The organism is Asanoa iriomotensis, assembly GCF_016862515.1.
Lineage (GTDB): Bacteria > Actinomycetota > Actinomycetes > Mycobacteriales > Micromonosporaceae > Asanoa > Asanoa iriomotensis.
Genome location: NZ_BONC01000054.1, coordinates 1 through 18,179 on the forward strand (window position 1 = coordinate 1; position 18,179 = coordinate 18,179).

Annotated in this window: 14 protein-coding genes; 4 read left to right on the top strand and 10 right to left on the bottom strand. The window is 73.7% G+C overall.

Annotation, left to right across the window (positions count from 1 at the left end):
* Nucleotides 1–373: 373 nt before the first annotated feature.
* The 3 genes from Air01nite_RS29505 to Air01nite_RS29515 all read right to left on the bottom strand — a co-directional run bounded on the left by Air01nite_RS29505 (nucleotide 374) and on the right by Air01nite_RS29515 (nucleotide 3,422).
* Nucleotides 374–745, bottom strand: coding sequence for a WhiB family transcriptional regulator (locus tag Air01nite_RS29505; RefSeq protein WP_203706611.1), 372 nt, complete (start codon nucleotides 743–745; stop codon nucleotides 374–376).
* 129 nt (nucleotides 746–874) lie between these two features.
* Nucleotides 875–1,126 (bottom strand): hypothetical protein, encoded by a 252-nt coding sequence (locus tag Air01nite_RS29510; protein ID WP_239091055.1) that lies wholly within the window; start codon nucleotides 1,124–1,126, stop codon nucleotides 875–877.
* Nucleotides 1,127–1,250: 124 nt separating this feature from the next.
* Nucleotides 1,251–3,422: an ATP-dependent DNA helicase UvrD2 gene (locus Air01nite_RS29515; RefSeq protein WP_203706613.1), complete on the bottom strand. Its 2,172-nt coding sequence runs from the start codon at nucleotides 3,420–3,422 to the stop codon at nucleotides 1,251–1,253.
* 73 nt (nucleotides 3,423–3,495) lie between these two features.
* Between Air01nite_RS29515 and Air01nite_RS29520 the strand changes: the two genes are divergently transcribed.
* The gene (locus Air01nite_RS29520; protein ID WP_203706614.1) at nucleotides 3,496–3,741 is read left to right on the top strand and encodes a mycoredoxin; all 246 of its coding nucleotides are present in this window, start codon (nucleotides 3,496–3,498) and stop codon (nucleotides 3,739–3,741) included.
* A 106-nt stretch (nucleotides 3,742–3,847) separates the two neighbouring features.
* Here the strand turns inward: Air01nite_RS29520 and nudC are convergent, their stop codons facing one another.
* Genes nudC through Air01nite_RS29540 form a run of 4 tightly spaced genes read right to left on the bottom strand, consistent with a single transcriptional unit; the run spans nucleotide 3,848 to nucleotide 8,311 of the window.
* Nucleotides 3,848–4,813: an NAD(+) diphosphatase gene (gene nudC, locus Air01nite_RS29525; protein ID WP_203706615.1), complete on the bottom strand. Its 966-nt coding sequence runs from the start codon at nucleotides 4,811–4,813 to the stop codon at nucleotides 3,848–3,850.
* The gene (locus Air01nite_RS29530) at nucleotides 4,810–6,129 is read right to left on the bottom strand and encodes a M16 family metallopeptidase (protein ID WP_203706616.1); all 1,320 of its coding nucleotides are present in this window, start codon (nucleotides 6,127–6,129) and stop codon (nucleotides 4,810–4,812) included. Before Air01nite_RS29530 ends, nudC begins: the two co-directional genes overlap by 4 nt.
* Complete coding sequence (locus tag Air01nite_RS29535; protein WP_203706661.1) at nucleotides 6,126–7,421, bottom strand: M16 family metallopeptidase; 1,296 nt, start codon at nucleotides 7,419–7,421, stop codon at nucleotides 6,126–6,128. Before Air01nite_RS29535 ends, Air01nite_RS29530 begins: the two co-directional genes overlap by 4 nt.
* Before the next feature lie 50 nt (nucleotides 7,422–7,471).
* On the bottom strand, nucleotides 7,472–8,311 hold the full coding sequence (locus Air01nite_RS29540) for a hypothetical protein (RefSeq protein WP_203706617.1): 840 nt from the start codon (nucleotides 8,309–8,311) through the stop codon (nucleotides 7,472–7,474).
* Nucleotides 8,312–8,346: 35 nt separating this feature from the next.
* Between Air01nite_RS29540 and Air01nite_RS29545 the strand changes: the two genes are divergently transcribed.
* Both Air01nite_RS29545 and Air01nite_RS29550 read left to right on the top strand, forming a co-directional pair.
* A complete protein-coding gene (locus tag Air01nite_RS29545) occupies nucleotides 8,347–8,754 on the top strand; it encodes a pilus assembly protein CpaE (protein ID WP_203706618.1) in 408 nt (135 codons plus the stop codon).
* Nucleotides 8,754–9,947: a M20 metallopeptidase family protein gene (locus Air01nite_RS29550; protein ID WP_203706619.1), complete on the top strand. Its 1,194-nt coding sequence runs from the start codon at nucleotides 8,754–8,756 to the stop codon at nucleotides 9,945–9,947. The genes Air01nite_RS29545 and Air01nite_RS29550 overlap by 1 nt, the downstream gene beginning before the upstream one ends.
* On the opposite strand, the gene Air01nite_RS29555 is transcribed toward Air01nite_RS29550, so the two are convergent.
* Entirely contained in the window at nucleotides 9,930–13,238 is a 3,309-nt protein-coding gene (locus Air01nite_RS29555; RefSeq protein ID WP_203706620.1) for an ATP-dependent helicase, read from the bottom strand. The two genes, Air01nite_RS29550 and Air01nite_RS29555, sit on opposite strands and share 18 nt — an antisense overlap.
* A complete protein-coding gene (locus Air01nite_RS29560; protein WP_203706621.1) occupies nucleotides 13,235–16,648 on the bottom strand; it encodes an ATP-dependent helicase in 3,414 nt (1,137 codons plus the stop codon). The genes Air01nite_RS29555 and Air01nite_RS29560 overlap by 4 nt, the downstream gene beginning before the upstream one ends.
* Before the next feature lie 181 nt (nucleotides 16,649–16,829).
* Here Air01nite_RS29560 and Air01nite_RS29565 point away from each other — a divergent pair, with 181 nt between their 5' ends.
* A complete protein-coding gene (locus tag Air01nite_RS29565) occupies nucleotides 16,830–17,642 on the top strand; it encodes a Fic family protein (protein WP_203706622.1) in 813 nt (270 codons plus the stop codon).
* On the opposite strand, the gene Air01nite_RS29570 is transcribed toward Air01nite_RS29565, so the two are convergent.
* Nucleotides 17,639–18,175, bottom strand: a complete 537-nt coding sequence (locus Air01nite_RS29570; RefSeq protein ID WP_203706623.1) for an LOG family protein — start codon at nucleotides 18,173–18,175, stop codon at nucleotides 17,639–17,641. The two genes, Air01nite_RS29565 and Air01nite_RS29570, sit on opposite strands and share 4 nt — an antisense overlap.
* Between the last annotated feature and the right edge of the window lie 4 nt (nucleotides 18,176–18,179).

Below are 18,179 nucleotides of genomic sequence, written 5' to 3' on the forward strand. Positions count from 1 at the left end.
TGGCAGCGACGCGGAGCGAGCGGTGTCCGGCGGGAGCGACGGTCCGGACCACCGCGGACCCGGGACATCGGTCTTCAGATCAAAAGGAAGCGGCCCGCTCCCCCGAAGGGAGCGGGCCGCGGTAGTTAGAAAGCGATCGACGATCTACCAGCCACCCATCTGGCGGGCCGACTCACGACGGGCCTGCATGGCGATGGATCGGGCGGATCGGGTGGCCTCAGAGCGCATCTTCCTGCCGGTCTGAGGCAGTCGCATTCGCGCTCGGGACAACGCTTCTTGGATGAGATTCATCTCCGTGGCTCCGTTCACACTGTTCATGGCGGGGTTCTTCGTTCTCTCGGTGGTGGTGGGGGTTACGCGGACCGTCGGCATGTCAGGCCGCCAGCCGGACTGCGACGCGCGGCTGCTCGGCAAGCCCCTCGGCTGCCAGCCGCGCCTCGACCTCGACGCGCAGGACGGCGTCGCGGGCGACGTCCTCCTTGCGCGGGCGGCCACGGGGCCGCTTGCGGGGCACGACCGCGCCACGCTCGAAGATCTCGCCGCCCCAGACGCCCCACGGCTCGGCACGCTCGACCGCACCCGACAGGCACTCGACGCGCAGCGGGCAGTCCCCGCAGAGCGACTTGGCCAGCTCGAGCTCGGTCGGTGCGTCGGCGAACCACAGGTCCGGGTCGAACTTCCGACAGGGCAGTTCCGCGTCCAACCCGACGCTCTGCGCGTCCAGGTTGGCCAAGGCCAGGCTCATCGCCCGGTCACCTCTCTCTCGCGTTCGGTCTCTTGGACCGGCTTCCAAAACTGGTGGTGCAAAAAAACTGAGGCCGCGGATCCCGGGTTGCGGGTTCCGCGGCCTCGAAGCGAGCCGGAGGTCTGTTTGCTAGACCGGCCTACTTCGAGGTGGAACGCCGCGGACATCCATGCCGCCCTTGACCTGAATGCCCTTGACCGTGGACCCATTGGTCCCCTTGAACGCGACGGCAGTGGGCACCAGGAGCAGCTCGGCCTGAGCCTGGGCCTGATAGGCCGGCGCGATCGGAGCCTGGGCGTGCGCGTGGAAGCGGGCGGCTTCCACTGGGCACACGGCAGCGCTCGGCGACCACGGTCGGGTCGTGTTGATGATCGTCGCCACCGGGGCCACCTCCTTCTGCTGACTCGTCATGCGACCGGATATCTCTGCCTGACCAGGGTTGAGCAGGGCTCTCTCCTGGTGTGCTCTGAGGCTATGCCTCCCCCTCTCGGGAGGGCAAACGGTTTTACGGGTCATTCGCAGAAGTTTTTTCTGGCTCAAGATCATCGACCGCCGCACCGGCCACGAGAGCCAGGGCGGCATCGCCGTAGAGGGCCAGCTTCCGGGGACCGATGCCCGCGATGGCGATCAGGTCGGATCGCTGGGCCGGCTTGCGCTCGGCGATCGCGACCAGCGTCGCGTCAGTGAAGACGACGTATGCCGGAACCCGCTGACCTGCGGAAACACGCGCCCGCCAGGTTTGCAGCCGCTCGAGCAGCTCCTCGTCCAAATCGGACGGACAGGTCGCGCACCGGCCCAGCTTGCGGTCGGCGCCGCCCAGCAGCGTGGCGCCGCAGACCCGGCACGAGACGATCCGCGGCGGCCGGCTGTCGGGTTTGCGACTGAGCCGCGCCATCCCGGAGCCCGCACCGGAGCCCCCGCCGGACCGCCCGTCGAACTGCGGCAGGAACCGGCACGGCCGCCGCGGCCGCCCGCCGGGCGAGCGCGAGATCGCGTAGGAGAGCCAGAGCCACTCCCGCGCCCGGGTCACACCGACGTAGAGCAGCCGCCGCTCCTCCTCGACCTGTTCGGCCGTTTTGGCGTAGGTCGTCGGCAGGGTGCCGTCGGACAGCCCCACCACGAACACGGCGTCCCATTCGAGCCCCTTGGCCGAATGCAGGGACGCCAGCGTGACGCCCTCGACGGTCGGCGCGTGCTGCGCCGCCGCCCGCCGCCCCAGCTCGTCGACGAACTCGGAGAGCGTCGGCGGGCGCGACGACACCGCGCCCTCACCGATCGGCAACAGCGTCGGCGTGGCGGCGAACTCCTCGGCGAGCTGCACGAGCGCGGCCAGCGCCTCCCACCGCTCGCGCGCCGCACCGCCGGGCGGCCGCTGCTCGGGCGCCCAGCCGACCGCCTCCAGCGCGGCCACCACGGACCGTGCCAACGGCTCGCCCGGATCTGCCGACCGCGTCGCCGCGCGCAACGCCACCAGCGCCTGCCGGATCTCGGCGCGCTCGAAGAAGCGCTCCGCACCCTGCACGACGTAGGGCACCTCGGCCTCGGTCAACGCCTTCTCGTAGGTCTCCGACTGCGCGTTGGTGCGGAACAGGATCGCGATCTCGCGCGCCGGTGTCCCACCCGCGATCAGCTGCCGGCAGCGCGCGGCCACCGCGGCCGCCTCGCCCGGCTCGTCCTGGAAGATCCGCAGCTCGGGCTCGGCACCCGACGGACGCTGCCCGACCAACTCGAGCCGCAACCGCGCCTCGGAACCCCGCGCCTGCCGGATCACCGCGTTGGCCAGACCCACCACCTGCGGCGTCGACCGGTAGTCGCGGACCAGCCGGACCACCACCGCCGAGCGCCGCAGCCGCGGGAAGTCGATCAGGTAGGCGGAGGTCGCCCCGGTGAACGAGTAGATCGTCTGCGACGCGTCGCCGACCACGGTCAGGTCGTCGCGGCCGCCGAGCCAGGCGTCGAGCAGCCGTTGCTGCAACGGGTTGACGTCCTGGTATTCGTCGACCACGAAGTGCCGGTATTGCGCCCGCACCTGCTCGGCGACGTCGGAGTGGTCCTCGATCCCCCAGACGGCCGCGCGCAGCAGGTCTTCGAAGTCGATCACCCCGTTGCCACGCTTGAGCTGCTCGTAGGCCGCGAACACCTCGGCCACCTTGCCCGCCTCGAACGGCGTGTCGCGAGTCGCCTTGGCCGCGGCCACCACGTATTCGCCGGGCTCGACCAGCGACGACTTGGCCCACTCGATCTCGCCGGCCAGGTCGCGCGCGCCGGTGCGATCGGTGCGCACGCCGACCCGGGCCGCGGCGAGCCCGACCAGCCGGGCCTTGCTCTCGATCAGCTCGGGCAGCTCGCGCCCGGCCAGCAGCCGCGGCGCGAAGTAACGGACCTGGCGCAACGCCGCCGCGTGGAACGTGCGGGCCTGCACGCCGGCGACGCCGAGCGCCGCGAGCCGCGCCCGCATCTCGGCCGCGGCCCGCGCGGTGAACGTGACGGCCAGGACGTGCCGCCCCGCGGTCTCGCCACGCAACGACCGGTAGGCGATGCGGTGGGTGATCGCCCTGGTCTTGCCCGTGCCCGCGCCGGCGAGGATGCAGACGGGCCCGGCGGGCGCGGTCACGGCGGTGCGCTGCTCGGGATCAAGGCCCGAGAGGACCTGCTCCGCCGGAGAGTCAACCGCCACAGTCAGGAATCATGACAGCCAGGTCTGACGTTCTTCCGAACGGAGACCCCCAACTCCCCCCGGAGGAAGCTCGATGCTGACCATGTACTCGACCTCGTGGTGTGGCTACTGCCACCGCCTGAAGTCCCAACTCGACCGCGAGGGCATCGCATACGAGGTGATCGACATCGAGCGCGACCCGGCCTCGGCCGCATTCGTCGAGAGCGTCAACGGCGGCAACCAGACCGTCCCGACCCTGCGCTTCGACGACGGCACCGCCCTCACGAACCCCTCGATCACCCAGGTCAAGCAGCATCTCGCTTCGCTCGAAGCGGCATAGGACCACTGTTTACGCGCGTCCGTCGGGCGCACGACCGCTCGCTCCCGCGCGCAAAGGGCAGGGGCCACAGACCGGCCCCTGCCCAGCCGGGTCCGCGGCACACGACCTAGACCCCGGCCCACGTCCTGATCAGGTAATGGGCGATCGAGACCTGCATCGGCAGGGTCGTCAGCTCCGGATCTCCCGGCGTGCCGAGGTCGACGCTCCCGCCGGCCAACAGTTCGTGGATCTCGCGGCGGCTGAACCAGCGCGCTTCGGTGATCTCCGCCGGGTCGACCTTCAACGGCTGCGAAGGGTCCGCCACGGCCGTGTAGCCCAGCATCAGTGAGCCCGGGAACGGCCACGACTGGCTGGCCACGTAGTCGATGCGGTCGAGCGTGATGCCGACCTCCTCCTCGACCTCACGCGCCACGGCAGCCTCGGCGGACTCCCCCGGCTCGACATAGCCGGCCAGGCACGAGAAGCGCCGGAAGCCCGGCTGGCGAGGCCAGGTCGCGTTGTTGCCGAGCAGGCAGCGCCCCTCCGGGCCGGCGACCCCGTCGTGCACCAGCACGATCATCGCCGGGTCGGTGCGCGGCCACGTCTGGTTGCCCGACGCGTCCACCCGCGACCAGCCGGCGTCGCCCACCGTCGTCGGCTGACCGGTCGCCGGCGAGTACGGGCTCCGGGCGTGCCAGTTGAGGATCGCCAGCGCGGTGGTGACCAGGCCGGCGTCCCGGTCGTCCAGGCGGTGCCCGACGTCGCGCAGGCTCGCCGGACGGGCGCCCGCCACCGCGGGCAGCGGCCCGTCGACCGCGAACACCGCCACCCCGTCGGGCTCGATGCCGAGGAAGACGGCTGACGAACGATCGGACCCTGACGTCTCGGCGAGCACCAGCGACAGCACCGCGCCCACCGCGGCGTCGGCGGCGTCGCCGGTCACCACGTCGCGGAACAGCGCGGTGCCGGCCGACGAGTCGACCCGCAGCAGCCGGGCGACCGGCCACGCGGCTTCGAGCCAGTGCGGGTCCGAGCGCCGGTGCCCCGCCCGGTCGAGCGTGGCCCGGGCGAGGGGCGGCGGCGCACCTGTCATTCCAGCTCCACCTCGCGCAGCGTGGCCACCGGCGCCTCGATCTTCGACGCGTCGCCGAGGATCACGGTCACCGCGCCGGACGGCGCCAGGTATTTCGCCGCCGCGGCCGCCACGTCGTCGCGGGTCGCGCCGCGCAGCTGCTCGGTGTACGACGTGAGGAAGTCCAGCCGCAGCCCGGCACCCGCGTACGTGCTGGCCAGCGAGGCCAACCCGCCCTGGGTCGAGACACCGAGCATCAGCGTGCCCAGCACGTACTGCCGGGCCTGCTCAAGCTCCTCCTCGCCCGGCGGCACCGTGGCGAGCCGGCCCAGCTCGTAGAGCGTCTCCAGCAGCGCGGGCCCGGTCACCTCCGTGGCCACCTCGGCCGAGACGTTCACGACCGACCCGGCTGCCGAGTGCTCGACCGACGAGTGCGGCCCGTACGTGTAGCCCTTGTCCTCGCGGATGTTCTCCACCCAGCGGGACGAGAAGTAGCCGCCGAAGATCAGGTTGGCGAGCTGCAGCGCCGCGTGGTCCTCGTGCGTCCGCGGCACGGCGGGCAGCGCCATCCGCAGCGACGACTGCACGGAGTCGGGCCGGTCGACCAGCAGCACCGGGCCGGCTTCCGGCGAAGGGGCAGCAGGCAGCGTGACGTCCTTGCCGCCGCCGTTCCACGCGCCGAGCACCGCCTCCGCGGTGTCCAGCGCGCGCTTGGGCTGGAAGTCGCCGACCAGCACGAGCGTCGCGCCGGCCGGGTGCACCCGCTCGGCGTGCAGGGCCCGCAGCTGCGCCGGGCGGACCGCGCGCACCTGCTCGGGCTCCGGCGTCTGCACCGCGTACGGGTGCCGCCCGTAGAGCCGGCGCAACAGCGCCTCGCGGGCCAGGTGGGCGGGCTGGCTCTTGGCGACCTGGATGTTGTCGACCAGGCGGTCGCGCTCGACGCCCACCTCGTCGCTCGGGTACGCGGCGCCGTCCAGCACCTCGGCCATGATCTCCAGGGTCCGGCCGAGCCCGGCGGCCAGGCTGTTGCCGGCGATCAGCAACCGGTCGGGGTCGACCGAGGCGGACAGCCCGCCGCCGACCGACTGCAGCTCGGCGGCGATGTCGACGGTGGACAGCTCCGCGGTGCCGGAGAACAGCGTCTGCGACAGCATCGCGCCGCGGGCCAGGTTGGCCCGGGCGAACGGCACCCGCAGCCGGACCTCGACCAGCGGCACCGCCGGGCGGCGGATCGCGATCACGGTCAGGCCGTTGGTCAGTCGCCGCTCCGACTCGGTCGGCAGCTTGATCGGTGCCGCCGGCAGGAGGGCGGGCAACGCCCGCTTCGTCTCGCTCACTGTCCGCCTCCGGGGATGACCTCGATCGACGCCCGGCGCGCCGGGGTCAGACTGGCCGCGGCCGCTTGGATCTGCGCCGCGGTGACCTCGCCGATCAGCCGCGGCAGGTCGTTGATCAGCTCGGGCTCGCCGCGCTGCTCCTCGAGGACGGCGATCCGCAGCGCCCGGCCGAGCACCGCGTCGGTGTCGCGGAGCAGGTGGGTGGCCATCCGGGCCTGCACCCGGCCCAGCTCGGCGGCGTCCAGGCCGTCGGTCGCCAGGCGCTCGAGCTCCTCGTCGGCCGTGCGCAGCACCTTGTCGACGTCGCCGCCGGGCGGCAGGTGGAACTGCAGCAGGGCGGCCGTCGGGTCGCGCACCTCGAACGGCTCGCCCATGAAACCGATGTAGCCGCCGAGGCTGGTGACCGTGCGGTCGCGCAGCACCAGGCGCTCGACCAGCCGGGACGCGTCGCCGTCGGTGAGCACCTCGGCCAGCACCACGTAGGGCAGGTACGCGGCGAAGTCGTCGATCGGGTTCGGCACCCGCCAGGCGGAGGCGACCGCGGGCAGCGGGGCCAGGCGGTCGGTGTACGACTCGCGCCGCTCGGCGGTCAGGTCGGGCTCGTCGAAGTCGGGGCGGGCCGGCGCCGGGCGGGCGGGCACGTCACCGAAGTGCCGCTTGATCATCTCGGTGGCCTCGGCGACGTCGAGGTCGCCCGCCACCGAGAGGACCGCGTTGCCGCAGGCGTAGTAGCGCGAGAAGAACTCGGCCGCGTCGGCGACCGTGGCGCTCTCCAGGTCCTCGAACGAGCCGTACCCGTCGTGCGCGTTGGGGAACGTGTCGAACATGACCGGCGGGAGTTTCAGCCAGGGAAAGCCGCCGTACGGCCGGTTGAGCACGTTGACCCGGATCTCCTCCTTGACCACGTCGACCTGGTTGCGCAGGTTCTCCTCGGTCAGCCGGGGGCCGCGCATGCGGTCGGCCTCGAGGAACAGCGCCCGTTCGAGCGCGCCGGACGGCAGCGTCTCGAAGTAGTCGGTGTAGTCGAGGTGGGTGGAGCCGTTGAAGGTGCCGCCGGCACCCTGGACGTGCCGGAAGTGGGCGAGCTTCTCGAGGTTCTCGGAGCCTTGGAACATCAGGTGCTCGAAGAGGTGCGCGAAGCCGGTGCGCCCCTCGGGCTCGCTGCGGATGCCGACGTCGTAAACCACCGCGACGCCGACCACGGGCGCGCTGCGGTCGGGCGCCAGCACCACCCGCAAGCCGTTGTCGAGCGTGAACCGCTCGACCGGATATTTGGTCGCCGGGATCTTCATTTTGCGGGCCACACGGCCGAGGTTAGCGCGCTGCGCCGGGTGCGTAACCGTCAGACCGGCCGCATTCCGGCCAGCGCGTCGTCGGCCACCCAGTTCCACTGCGCGTGCGTGCCCGGTATCGAGACGTAGAGCACGGCGGCGGTCGGCCGGCCCACATCGATGCAGGCCAGCGCCACCAACTCGTCGCTCGCCCGCAGCCCCGGCGACCGGAAGTGCAACCGGAACACCGTCACCCAGGCCGGACGTCCACCCAGGACGGTGCGTTCGTCGCGGATCAGCTCCTGCTCGTTGGGTTGCGGGTAGTAGTTGGCGCGGGCGTCGGCGGCCACCTGCCGGCCGACGCACTCCAGGTCGAAGGTGAAGGCGTCGTTGGTCGCGGCGGGCACGGCACCGGAGAGCACCGAGGCGTGGTAGTCGCTGACGCCGTCGTACGCGCGCTCGGTCACGAAGTGCTGCCCCACCCGGTAGGGCACCTCCAGGTCGCCGGCGTTCCAGACGGTGTTCCAGGTCTCCCACGGCGCGCCGTAGGCCGGGTAGGAGATGCCGGTTCTCTCGTCGACCGTCCGGGTGCCGGTCGGCGCGGGCGCGGGCACGCTCGGCGCCGCGCTGCCGCCGGGCACGTCCGGCGGTGGCGGGCAGGCCCGGGCGAGCGGCGGCCGCGCGTCGACCGGCGCCTCCGGCCGGCTGTCGAACAACCCGGGGCCGGGCCGTCCGGCGATCACCGCGACCAGGCCGGTCAGCAGGACCAAGGCCGCCGCGCCGGCGAACCACCAGAGCCGCCGCCGGGGACCGCGCGGGTCGTCGGGCGTTTCCGGCGGAGCGGGCAGATCAGGCGGCGGCGGGCCGAGCCGGGTCACCGCACCCGCGGGAAACCCTTCGGCGTTCGGCATACGACCAGTGAAGCATCCGAGGCACCATGGAGGGCGTGCTGCCCGTGCCGCTCGCCCTTTCGTTGCGCGAAGCCGGTCTGCGCTGGAAACCCGCGCCCGGCGACCGCTTCGCGATACCCGACCGCGACCTCGACGACGAGGTCTTCGTGCTCAGCAACATGGTCATCGCGGTGCACGAGCTGCCCGAGGGGCCGGTGATCGGCTTCAACGGCACGACCGAGTGGGCGATGGACGACGTCGAGCAGAGCGAGGCGATCTGGCTGCCGCGCGAGGACCAACTCCGCGATCTGCTCGGTGGGACGTTCCACATGCTGGAACACACGGGCACGGGTTATCGCGCGGAGCTGTCCGTCGCCGACCGCCGGCTCACCTTCGAGGCGGCCACGGCGGAGGAGGCGTACGGCGCCGCCCTGCTGGAGCTGATCCGTCTGGGGGTCGACTGATGAATTTCCGGGAGTCCGCCGCGCACCTCGGCGACGAGCTGGTCGCGTTCCGCCGCGAGCTGCACCAGCGCCCCGAGGTCGGCCTGCACCTGCCGGAGACGCAGGCGGCGGTGCTGGCCGCGCTGGACGGGCTGCCGCTGGAGATCACCACCGGGCGGGCGCTGAGCTCGGTGGTGGCGGTCCTGCGCTGCGCCGGCGGTGGGCAGTCGGTGTTGCTGCGCGGCGACATGGACGCGCTGCCGGTGACCGAGCGGACCGATCTGCCGTACGCGTCGACGATCCCCGGCGCGATGCACGCCTGCGGCCACGACCTGCACACGGCCATCCTGGTCGGCGCGGCCCGGCTGCTGAGCGCCGTGCGCGACGAGCTGGCCGGCGACGTGATCTTCATGTTCCAGCCGGGCGAGGAGGGCCCGGGCGGCGCGGAGCCGATGCTCGCCGAAGGGCTGCTCTCGGCGGCCGGCGACCCGCCCGCGGCCGCGTACTGCCTGCATGTGTCCGCCGTCTTTCCCCGCGGGTTGTTCTTCGGCCGCCGTGGCGTGTTCGGCGCGGCACACGACACCGTCAAGGTGCGGGTGCGCGGCACCGGCGGGCACGGTTCGACGCCGTTCCGCGCCCGCGACCCGATCCCCGCGGCGTGCGAGATGGTGCTGGCCCTGCAGACGATGGTGACCCGCGGGTTCGACGTGTTCGACCCGGTGGTGCTGACCGTCGGCCGGTTCCACGCGGGCACGGTCGACAACGTCATCCCGGCGACGGCCGAGTTCGCGGCGTCGCTGCGCTCGTTCTCGACGCCGGCCCGGGAGAAGCTGGTCGAGCGCACGGCCGACGTGGTCCGCGGCATCGCCGGCGCACACGGGCTGGAGGTCGACGTGGACTTCGAGCGCGGCTACCCGGCGGTGGTCAACGACGTCGCGGAGGCGGAGTTCGCGGCGGCGACCGCGGCGCAGGTGTTCGGCGACCAGCGCTACCAGTGGCTGCGCAACCCGAAGACCGGCTCCGAGGACATGTCGTTCGTGCTGGAGAAGGTCCCCGGCGCGTACCTGAACCTGGGCGCCTGCCCGCCGGACCGCGACCCGGCCACGGCACCGAGCAACCACTCGGCGGAAGCCGTCTTCGACGACGCGGTGATCGCCGACGGCAGCGCCCTGCTCGCGGAGCTGGCTTTCCGGCGGCTAGCCGCGGGTCGGTAGCGCCGTGACCAGAGCGGCCAGGCCCGCCGCGTCGAGCAGGTCGGCCGGGCGGACGGTCTCGCCGTCGCGCACGTAGTGGAACGCCGCGCGGACCCGGTCGACCGGGACGCCGGCCAGGTCGGCCCAGGCCAGCCGGTAGGCGGCGAGCTGGATCGCGGCCGCGCGCTCGTCGGCGCCGGTCGGGCGGCGGCCGGTCTTCCAGTCGACCACGTCGTAGCGGTCGCCCGGCTCCGCGAACACCGCGTCCATGCGGCCGCGCAGCACCACGCCGCCGACCGCCGTGGCGAACGGCACCTCGACCTCGACCGGGGTGCGGTCGGCCCACTCGCTGGCCAGGAACAGCTCCTGCAGCTCGGCGAGGGCCTCGTCGGGCGCGGCGTCCTCGTCGGCGGCACCTGGCAGCTCGTCGACGTCGAGCAGGCGGACCGCGCCGAACCGCTGCTCCAGCCACGTGTGGAAGGCGGTGCCCCGGCGGGCGTACGGGTCGGGCCGGGACGGCATCGGCCGGCGCAGCGAGCGGGCCAGCGCCTGCGGGTCGCGCTGCAGCAGCACGAGCTGCGAGACGGTCAGGTGGCCGGGCAGCACGACCTCGAGCGGGCCGGGCCCGCGGACCAACTGGTCGCGCTCGGCGAGCAGCAGGTCGACCTCGCGCCGCCAGCGGTCGGCATCGTCGGCGGCTTCCGGGTCGAGCAGGGCGTCCACTTCGGGGTCGGCCATCAGCCGCCGGACCAGGGTGGCGGCCTCGGTCATCGGGGGCCGGCGGGCGCCGAGGGGGTCGCCCGGCCACTCGGCGCGCGGCGTCTCGTCGACCATCGGGTTGGCCTCGCCGGCCGGCTCCGGCGCCCAGGCGTCGACCTCGCCGCCGCCCGCCACGCAGGCGTCGTGCACCTCGACGAGGAACCGGGACGGGCCGCGGGGCCGCTTGACACCCTCGCCCCACCAGTAGCCCGAGCAGAGCAGCAGCCGGCGCGGCCGGGTCACCGCGACATAGGCCAGGCGCCGCTCCTCGCGCTCGTCGTGCGCCTTCCACTCGTCGTTGAACTCGGTCAGCGCGGCCATCACCTCGCGCTGGTCGCCGGTGTCGTCGAGCGGGAACCTGGGCAGCCCGCCGGCGTCGCCGCGCAGCGGGAACGGCAGCACGCCGAGGCCGTGCAGGTAGTGGTCGGAGGCGCGGGCCGTGCCGGGCCAGCCGCCGCGGGTCAGGCCGGCGACCGCGACCACGTCCCACTCGAGGCCCTTGGCCGCGTGCGCGGTGAGCACCTGGACCGCGCCCTCGACCACCTCGACCTCGCCCGGCTCCAGGCCGCGCTCCTCGTCCTCGGCCGCGGCGAGGTAGGCGAGGAAGCCGGGCAGCGCGCCGCCGTCGCTGTCGCGGGCGAACCGGGCCGCCACGTCGCCGAGCGCGTCGAGATGGCCGCGGGCCAGGCCGGCGTCGCCGCCCCGGCCGCCGGTGCCGGCGCGGACCGCGACCTCCACGTCGAGCCCGATCGTCCGCTCGACGTCGGCGATCAGATCGGGCAGCGGCTGGTCGATCCGGTAGCGGAGCAGGGCCAGCTCGTGCCCGTAGGCGCGTAGCCGGGCGAAGCCCTCGGCCGAGTAGAGCTGCGCCGGGCCGAGGTCGGCCAGCGCCTCGACCAGCGTCGCCTCGTCGAGCGCGTCCGCGACGACGGGATCCTCGCCCGGCTGGGCCAGATCGCGGCGCGCGGCCGCGATCGACCGGGCCCGGCGGTGCAGGGCCACCAGGTCGCGCGGGCCGATCCGCCAGCGGGCGCCGGTGAGCAGGCGCAGCAGCGAGGCGCCGTCGGTGGGGTCGGCGAGCACCCGCAGCGTGCAGACCACGTCGCGGACCTCGGGGGTGTCGAGCAGCCCGCCGAGGCCGACCACCTCGACCGGCAGGCCGCGCTCGCGGAGGGCGTTCTCGATGGCCGGGATCTGGCTGCGCACCCGGACCAGCACGGCGGTGGTCGGGCGGCGGTCCAGCGGGATGTGCTCGGGCAGCGCGTCCGGCATCCGGGCCGCGCCACGCCAGGCGCCGAGCAGGCTGTCGGCGATCCAGCCGGCCTCGTCGGCGACGGTCGGCAACAGCGCACAGTGGACGGTGGCCCGGCCGCGGATCGGCTCGTCGACGCTGTGCGCCGGTGCCAGCTCGGCGACCTGCGCCCCGGCCGCGCGCAGCGGCGCGGAGAGCTGGTTGGCGATGCCGAGGATCTCGGGGCGGTTGCGCCAGCTCGTGGTCAGCGTCAGCGACCGGGCGGCCCGGCCGTCGGCGCGGGCGAACTCGTGCGGGAACCGCTCCAGGGTGCCGGCGCTGGCGCCGCGCCAGCCGTAGATGGACTGGCAGGGGTCGCCGACCGCGGTCACCGGGTGGCCGTCGCCGAACAGCGAGCGCAGCAGCACCACCTGGGCGTGGCTGGTGTCCTGGAACTCGTCGAGCAGCACGATCGGGTAACGGGCCCGCTCGATCGCGCCCACGTCCGGATGGTCGCGGGCCACCCGGGCCGCGCGGGCCATCTGGTCGCCGAAGTCCATCGCCTCGAAGTCGAGCTTGCGCTTCTCGAACGCGCGGACCATCGGCAGCAACGCGAGCCGGGCCTGCTGGGTGCCCAGTGCCTTCTTGACGTCCGCGTAGACCCGGCCCGGTCGGCCCTGTACCTCGGCGAAGAACCGGCCCGTCCAGCCGGCCAGCTCGTCGGGCGTGACCAGGTGCTCGGCCAGCTCGGCGGCCAGCGCTAGGACCGCGTCGGTGACCGTGCTGGCCGCCCGGTCGACGTCGGACATGTCGCCGTCGTAGTTGCGCACGATCAGGTCGACGATCTGCCAGCGGGACGCCTCGGTGAGCAGGCGGCTCGAGGGCTCGTAGCCCGAGCGCAGGCCGTGCTCGGTGACGACGCGGGCGGCGTACGAGTGGTAGGTCGAGATCGTCGCCTCGCCGGACAGGTCACCGGCCCGGCCGAGCCGGCGGACGAGCTGCCCGAGCCGCATCCGGACCCGGTGGGCCAGCTCGCCGGCCGCCTTGCGGGTGAAGGTCAGGCCGAGGATCTGGTCGGGCGTGGCGTAGCCGTTGGCGACGAGCCAGACCACCCGGGCCGCCATCGTCTCGGTCTTGCCGGAGCCCGCGCCGGCGACGACCAGCAACGGCTCGACCGGCGCGGCGATGATCGCGGACTGCTCGGGAGTCGGCGCGTACCGCATGCCGAGCAGCCGGGCCAGCTCGACGGGCGTGTAGCGGGGACCCGCCGAGGCCGCGCGACGCGGGGCCGGTGCGGCGGTGAACAACGACGGCTGTGTCACGACCGCGGCTCCACGACCTGGCGTCCCTTGCCCGAGATCGGGCAGCTCGTGCGCACCGGGCAGACCCGGCAGCGGCTGTTGGCGACCGCGTGGAACGTCGAAGCGGCCATCGTCTCGGCGGTGCGCCGCACGAGCGCCTGGGCCCAGCCCGGGTCGTCGTGCTCGGCCAGCGAGGGCTGCGCCTGCTCCTTGGCGGCCTTGGCGGTGGTGCCGAGTTGCAGCAGGGCGGCGCCGCCGGACTCGTCGCCGTGCGCGCCGAAGGCACCGGCCTGCACTGCCGCCTGGTAGGCCGCCAGCTGCGGGTGCTCGGCGAGGTCGTCGGCGGTCGAGGTGGTGCGCCCGGTCTTGAGGTCGACCACGACCAGCCGCCCGTCGGCGTCGAGCTCGAGCCGGTCGACGCGGCCGCGCAGCTCGATGTCGTGCGCCGGGTCCTCGAGCCGCACCGCGAACTCCTGCTCGATCGCGAGCAGCCGGCGCGGGTTGGCGGCGAGCCAGACGAGCAGCTTGTCGACCATCGCCTCGGCCCGCTCGCGCTCGGGACCGGCCAGCCAGCGGGCGGCGAGGTCGATCGCGTCGAACCGGGCCGACACGTACTCGATCAGTCGTTCGCGGTCGGCCGCCGCGTCCTCGGCGAGCATCGCCGCCGCGTGCACGAGGTTGCCCACGCCCTGCGCGGCGGTCGCCGGCGCCGCGCCGCCGTGGCGTTCGAGCAGCCAGCGCAGGCTGCACCGCAGCGCGCTCTCCATGGTGGACGGTGTGACCCGGACGGTCTCGCCGGCCTCGGCGAGCGGGCGGTCGTCGGAGAGCGGTCGCAGGCCCCACCAGTCGTCGGGGTGCGCGCCCGGCACGCCGGCGGCGGCCAGGCGGGCCAGCTCACGCGCCGCCGCGTGCCGCCGGGTGGGTGTCGCCGCCGGGTCGGTCGCGGCGGTACGCAGCTCGGCCACCAGCGCGGGCAGCGTCATCGCCCGGGGCGGTCGGGACAGCGGCAGGTCGTCGGTCTCTTCGCGGGGTGCCGCCGGCTCCGGCCCCGCGGGTGCGGCCTCGGGCCAGTCGTCCGGCCAGATCACCCGGCCGTCCTCGTCGACCGGCAGGTCGTCGGGGTCGGGCGGCACGTCGTCGTCCGGCTCCGCGGGGGGCTCGTCGGGCTCCTCGCCTCCGCCGGGCCCGAGCAGCTCGTGCAGGAAGCGGCTGGGCTGCTCCTCGTGGTCGGCACCACCGACCGCCGACGAGTTGACCGCCGAGACCAGGAGCCGCCGGCGGGCCCGGGTGACCGCCACGTAGAACAGCCGGCGCTCCTCGTCGAGCAGCGCGGACGCCTGGCCGACCAGCGAGGCGGCGACCCCGGTCTCGTCGGCCCGCCCGGAGACCACGTCGACCAGCCGCTCCGAGCCCAGCAGCGTGCCGCGCAGCCGCAGGTCGGGCCAGACACCCTCCTGCACGCCGGCCACCGCCACCAGGTCCCACTCGAGACCCTTGGCGGCGTGCGCGGTGAGCAGCCGGACCGCCTCACCCCGGTCGGCGCTCGGCGCGATCGTGTCGGCGGGCAGCTGCTGGCCCAGCACGTGGTCGAGGAACACCTCGGTGCGCGCGCCGGGCAGCCGGTCGACGAACCGGGCCGCGGCGTCGAACAGCACGACGGCGGCGTCGAGGTCGCGGTCGGCCGCCGCGGCCCGCCAGCGCGGCCCGTTGTCGGGCTCACCGGTGGCGCGGCCGGCGCGGACGATCGCGCCGTACCAGCGGTCGCCCAGCCCGGTGGCCCGCCACAGCGCCCAGAGCACGTCCTCGGCGGTGCTGGCCGGCTCGGCGGCCGCCTCCCGGGCGACGGCCAGCAGCCGGGCGACGGACTTGGCCGGCGCGGCCCAGCGCCGCTCGACCGCGGCCAGCTCGGCCGGGTCGCGCAGCGCGTCGACCAGCAGCTCGCCGGAGGGCCGCCGGTCGCCCGCGGCCAGCGCGAGCGTGCGCAGCCCCTGCCGCAGGCGCCGCTCGGCGAGCGGGTCGGCGCCACCCAGCGGCGAGTGCAGCAGCGCGACCGCCGCCTCCTCGTCGAGCCAGGCCGGCTCGAGCGCGCAGCGCAGCAGCAACAGCAGCGGCGCGACCGCGGGCTGCTGATGCAACGGCAGGTCTTCGGCGTGCACGACGGTCGGCACGCCGGACGAGTGCAACGCTCGCTGCAGGGCCGGGAGCTGCAGCGTGGTGGAGCGCATCAGCACGGCCATCCGCGACCAGGGCACGCCGTCGAGCAGGTGCGCCTCGCGCAGCGCGTGCGCGAGGTAGGCGGCCTCGCTGGTGCGAGACCGGAAGGTGCGCACCTCGACCGTGCCCGGCGTCGCGTCGGGTGCGTGCAGCGCGCGGCGGTGGCTCACCGGGCCGCGCAGGCGCCGCGCCACCCGACCGGTGGCGGCGAACAACGGCCCCGCCGAGCGGTAGTCGGTGCGCAGCGTCAAGGACCGCGCCACGGCACCGGACGCGGTGCGGAACCGGTGCGGGAAGGCGGTGACACCGCCGCGATCGGCACCGCGGAACGCGAACGTCGACGAGTCGGGGTCGGCGAACGCCACCAGCGGCAGGCCGCCACCGGCGACGCGGTGCAGCAGGTCGAGCTGGGCCGGGTCGGTGTCGGCCAGCTCGTCGACGTAGACGGCGTCGAGCCGGCCACGCTCGGCGGCGAGCAGCTCGGGGTCGTCGTCGAGCAGCCCGGTCGCGGCCCGCACCAGCTCGGCGGCGTCGTAGGCGACCGAACCCCGGGTGGTCACGTCACGCAGGGCCAGGACCGCGACGTATTCGCGCAGGAACCGGGCGGCGGCCGGCCAGTCGTCGCGGCCGAGCCGCTCGCCGAGCCGGGCGAGCTCGACGGGCCCGATCCCCCGCTCCGCGGCGCGCATCAGCAGGTCACGCAGCTGCTCGGCGAACGCCCGCGTGCGCAGGGCCGGCCGCAGGTGCTCGGGCCAGCCGATCGGGTCGTCGGCCTCGCCGTCGGGACCGACCACGCCGAGCAGCTCGCGGATCACCAGATCCTGCTCGGGCCCGGTGAGCAGCCGCGGCGACGGCTCGCCACGCAGGGCCGCGGCGCGGCGCAGGATGCCGAACGCGTACGCCGCGAAGGTCCGCACCAGCGGCTCGTGCACGACCCGCCCGTCGTCGCCGGCGACCCGCGCCTCGATCCGCTCCCGCAACGCGGTGGCGCCGCGCCGGCTGAAGGTGAGCACGAGCACCCGCTCGGGATCCACTCCGGACGCCACGCGTGCGGCGACGGCCTCGACGAGCGTGCTGGTCTTGCCGGTGCCGGGCCCGCCGAACACGAGCAAGGGCCCGTCGGTGTGCGCGACCACGTTGGCCTGCAAGGGGTCGAGCCGGTCACCCCGAGGCTCCTCCGGCGCGGGCGCCCGGCGAACCAGCCGGTACGCCTGCATGCCGCCCATCGAACCACGAGGGCCCGACAACCCACACAGGCACCACCAGTCACCCTGGACGGTCCATGCTGGCGAGTTTCATTTGGGCGGGTAGAAATAAACTTTGAAGCGAGATAGTTTAATTTGTGCTCGCGGACGCCTTCGAATCATCCCCTGTTGGGGAGCTCGTCCGGATTAGCGGTTGGGATCCGCGCTACGACGAGCAGTACGAACACGTCGCCTTCCTTCCGCGCCCCTGCTCGAGAGTCTTCAACGCGTCCTCGTACGCGGAACGCGCGCGGAGACCGGCGAAGCCGGGCGGATCCGCACCACCCAGGTGTTCATCGGCACGGGCGGCGGCCGGGTCACCGAGGCGCGGTTCGTGCCGCCGCCACCCGGTGACCAACTGCGTGCGGGCGTAGACGCCTGGGCGGAGTGGATAAACCAGAGCGACAGCTACCCGCTCATCATCAAAATGGCTCTCGGCCACTACCAGTTCGAGACGTTGCACCCCTTCAACGACGGCAACGGCCGTCTTGGCAGGCTGGTCTGCGTTCTACAGCTCGCCAGGGCCAAAGAGCTGCGATTTCCGCTGCTGAACCTGTCTCCCTGGCTGGAGCGCCGACGCCGCGAGTATCAGGATCACCTGCTTCAGTGCAGCGTCACCGGCGAGTTCGACGCGTGGATCCGCTTCTTCAGCGAAGCCGCGCGAGCCCAGGCAACCCGCGCGGTGGCGAAGATCGAGGCACTCCACGACTGGCGCGACCACGCGTTGGCGCTCATCCGGGGTTCCGGCGCGTCGGGGCGGCTCATCTCCGCGATCACCGAGGATTTGATCGGCTACCCCCTGCTGACGCCGAAGACCGCTGCCAACAGATACGACGCGACCTATCCAGGCGCCAACAAGGCCATCGACCGCCTGGTGCAACTCGGCATCCTGCGCGAACGCACAGGCCGCCGGTACGGTCGCGTGTTCGCCGCTCCGGAGGTGCTCCGCATCATCGAGTCGGACTAGCGGGGCAGGGCGGCCAGGGCGGTTTCGACGGTGGGCACGACGGTCAGGTGGTCCAGTGCCTCGCGGCGGACGAAGCCCGTCGGGGCCAGGGTGTTCAGCCAGGTCAGCAGGTCCGTGTAGAAGCCGTCCGTGTTGAGCAGGACCACTGGTTTGTCGTGGGTGCGCAGCGCGGCCGTGGTCCAGACCTCGAAGAGCTCGTCCAGCGTGCCGATCCCACCCGGGAGGGTGAGGAACGCGTCCGACTTTTCGATCATCAGGTTCTTGCGGCTGGCCAGGCCGTCGGTGATGACCAGCTCGCCGGCCTTGGTGTCGGCGACCTCCCGGTCCACCAGCGACTGCGGGATGATGCCGATCGTGTGGCCGCCGGCGCTGCGGGCACCCTCGGCGACCGCCCCCATCATGCCGGCCCGGCCGCCGCCCGAGACCAGCACGTGGCCCTGGCGGGCCAGTGCCACGCCGACCTCCCACGCGAGGTCGGTCCAGCGTCGGTCCAGCGTCTGCGACGAGGCGCAGAACACGCAGATGGCGGCCACGTGC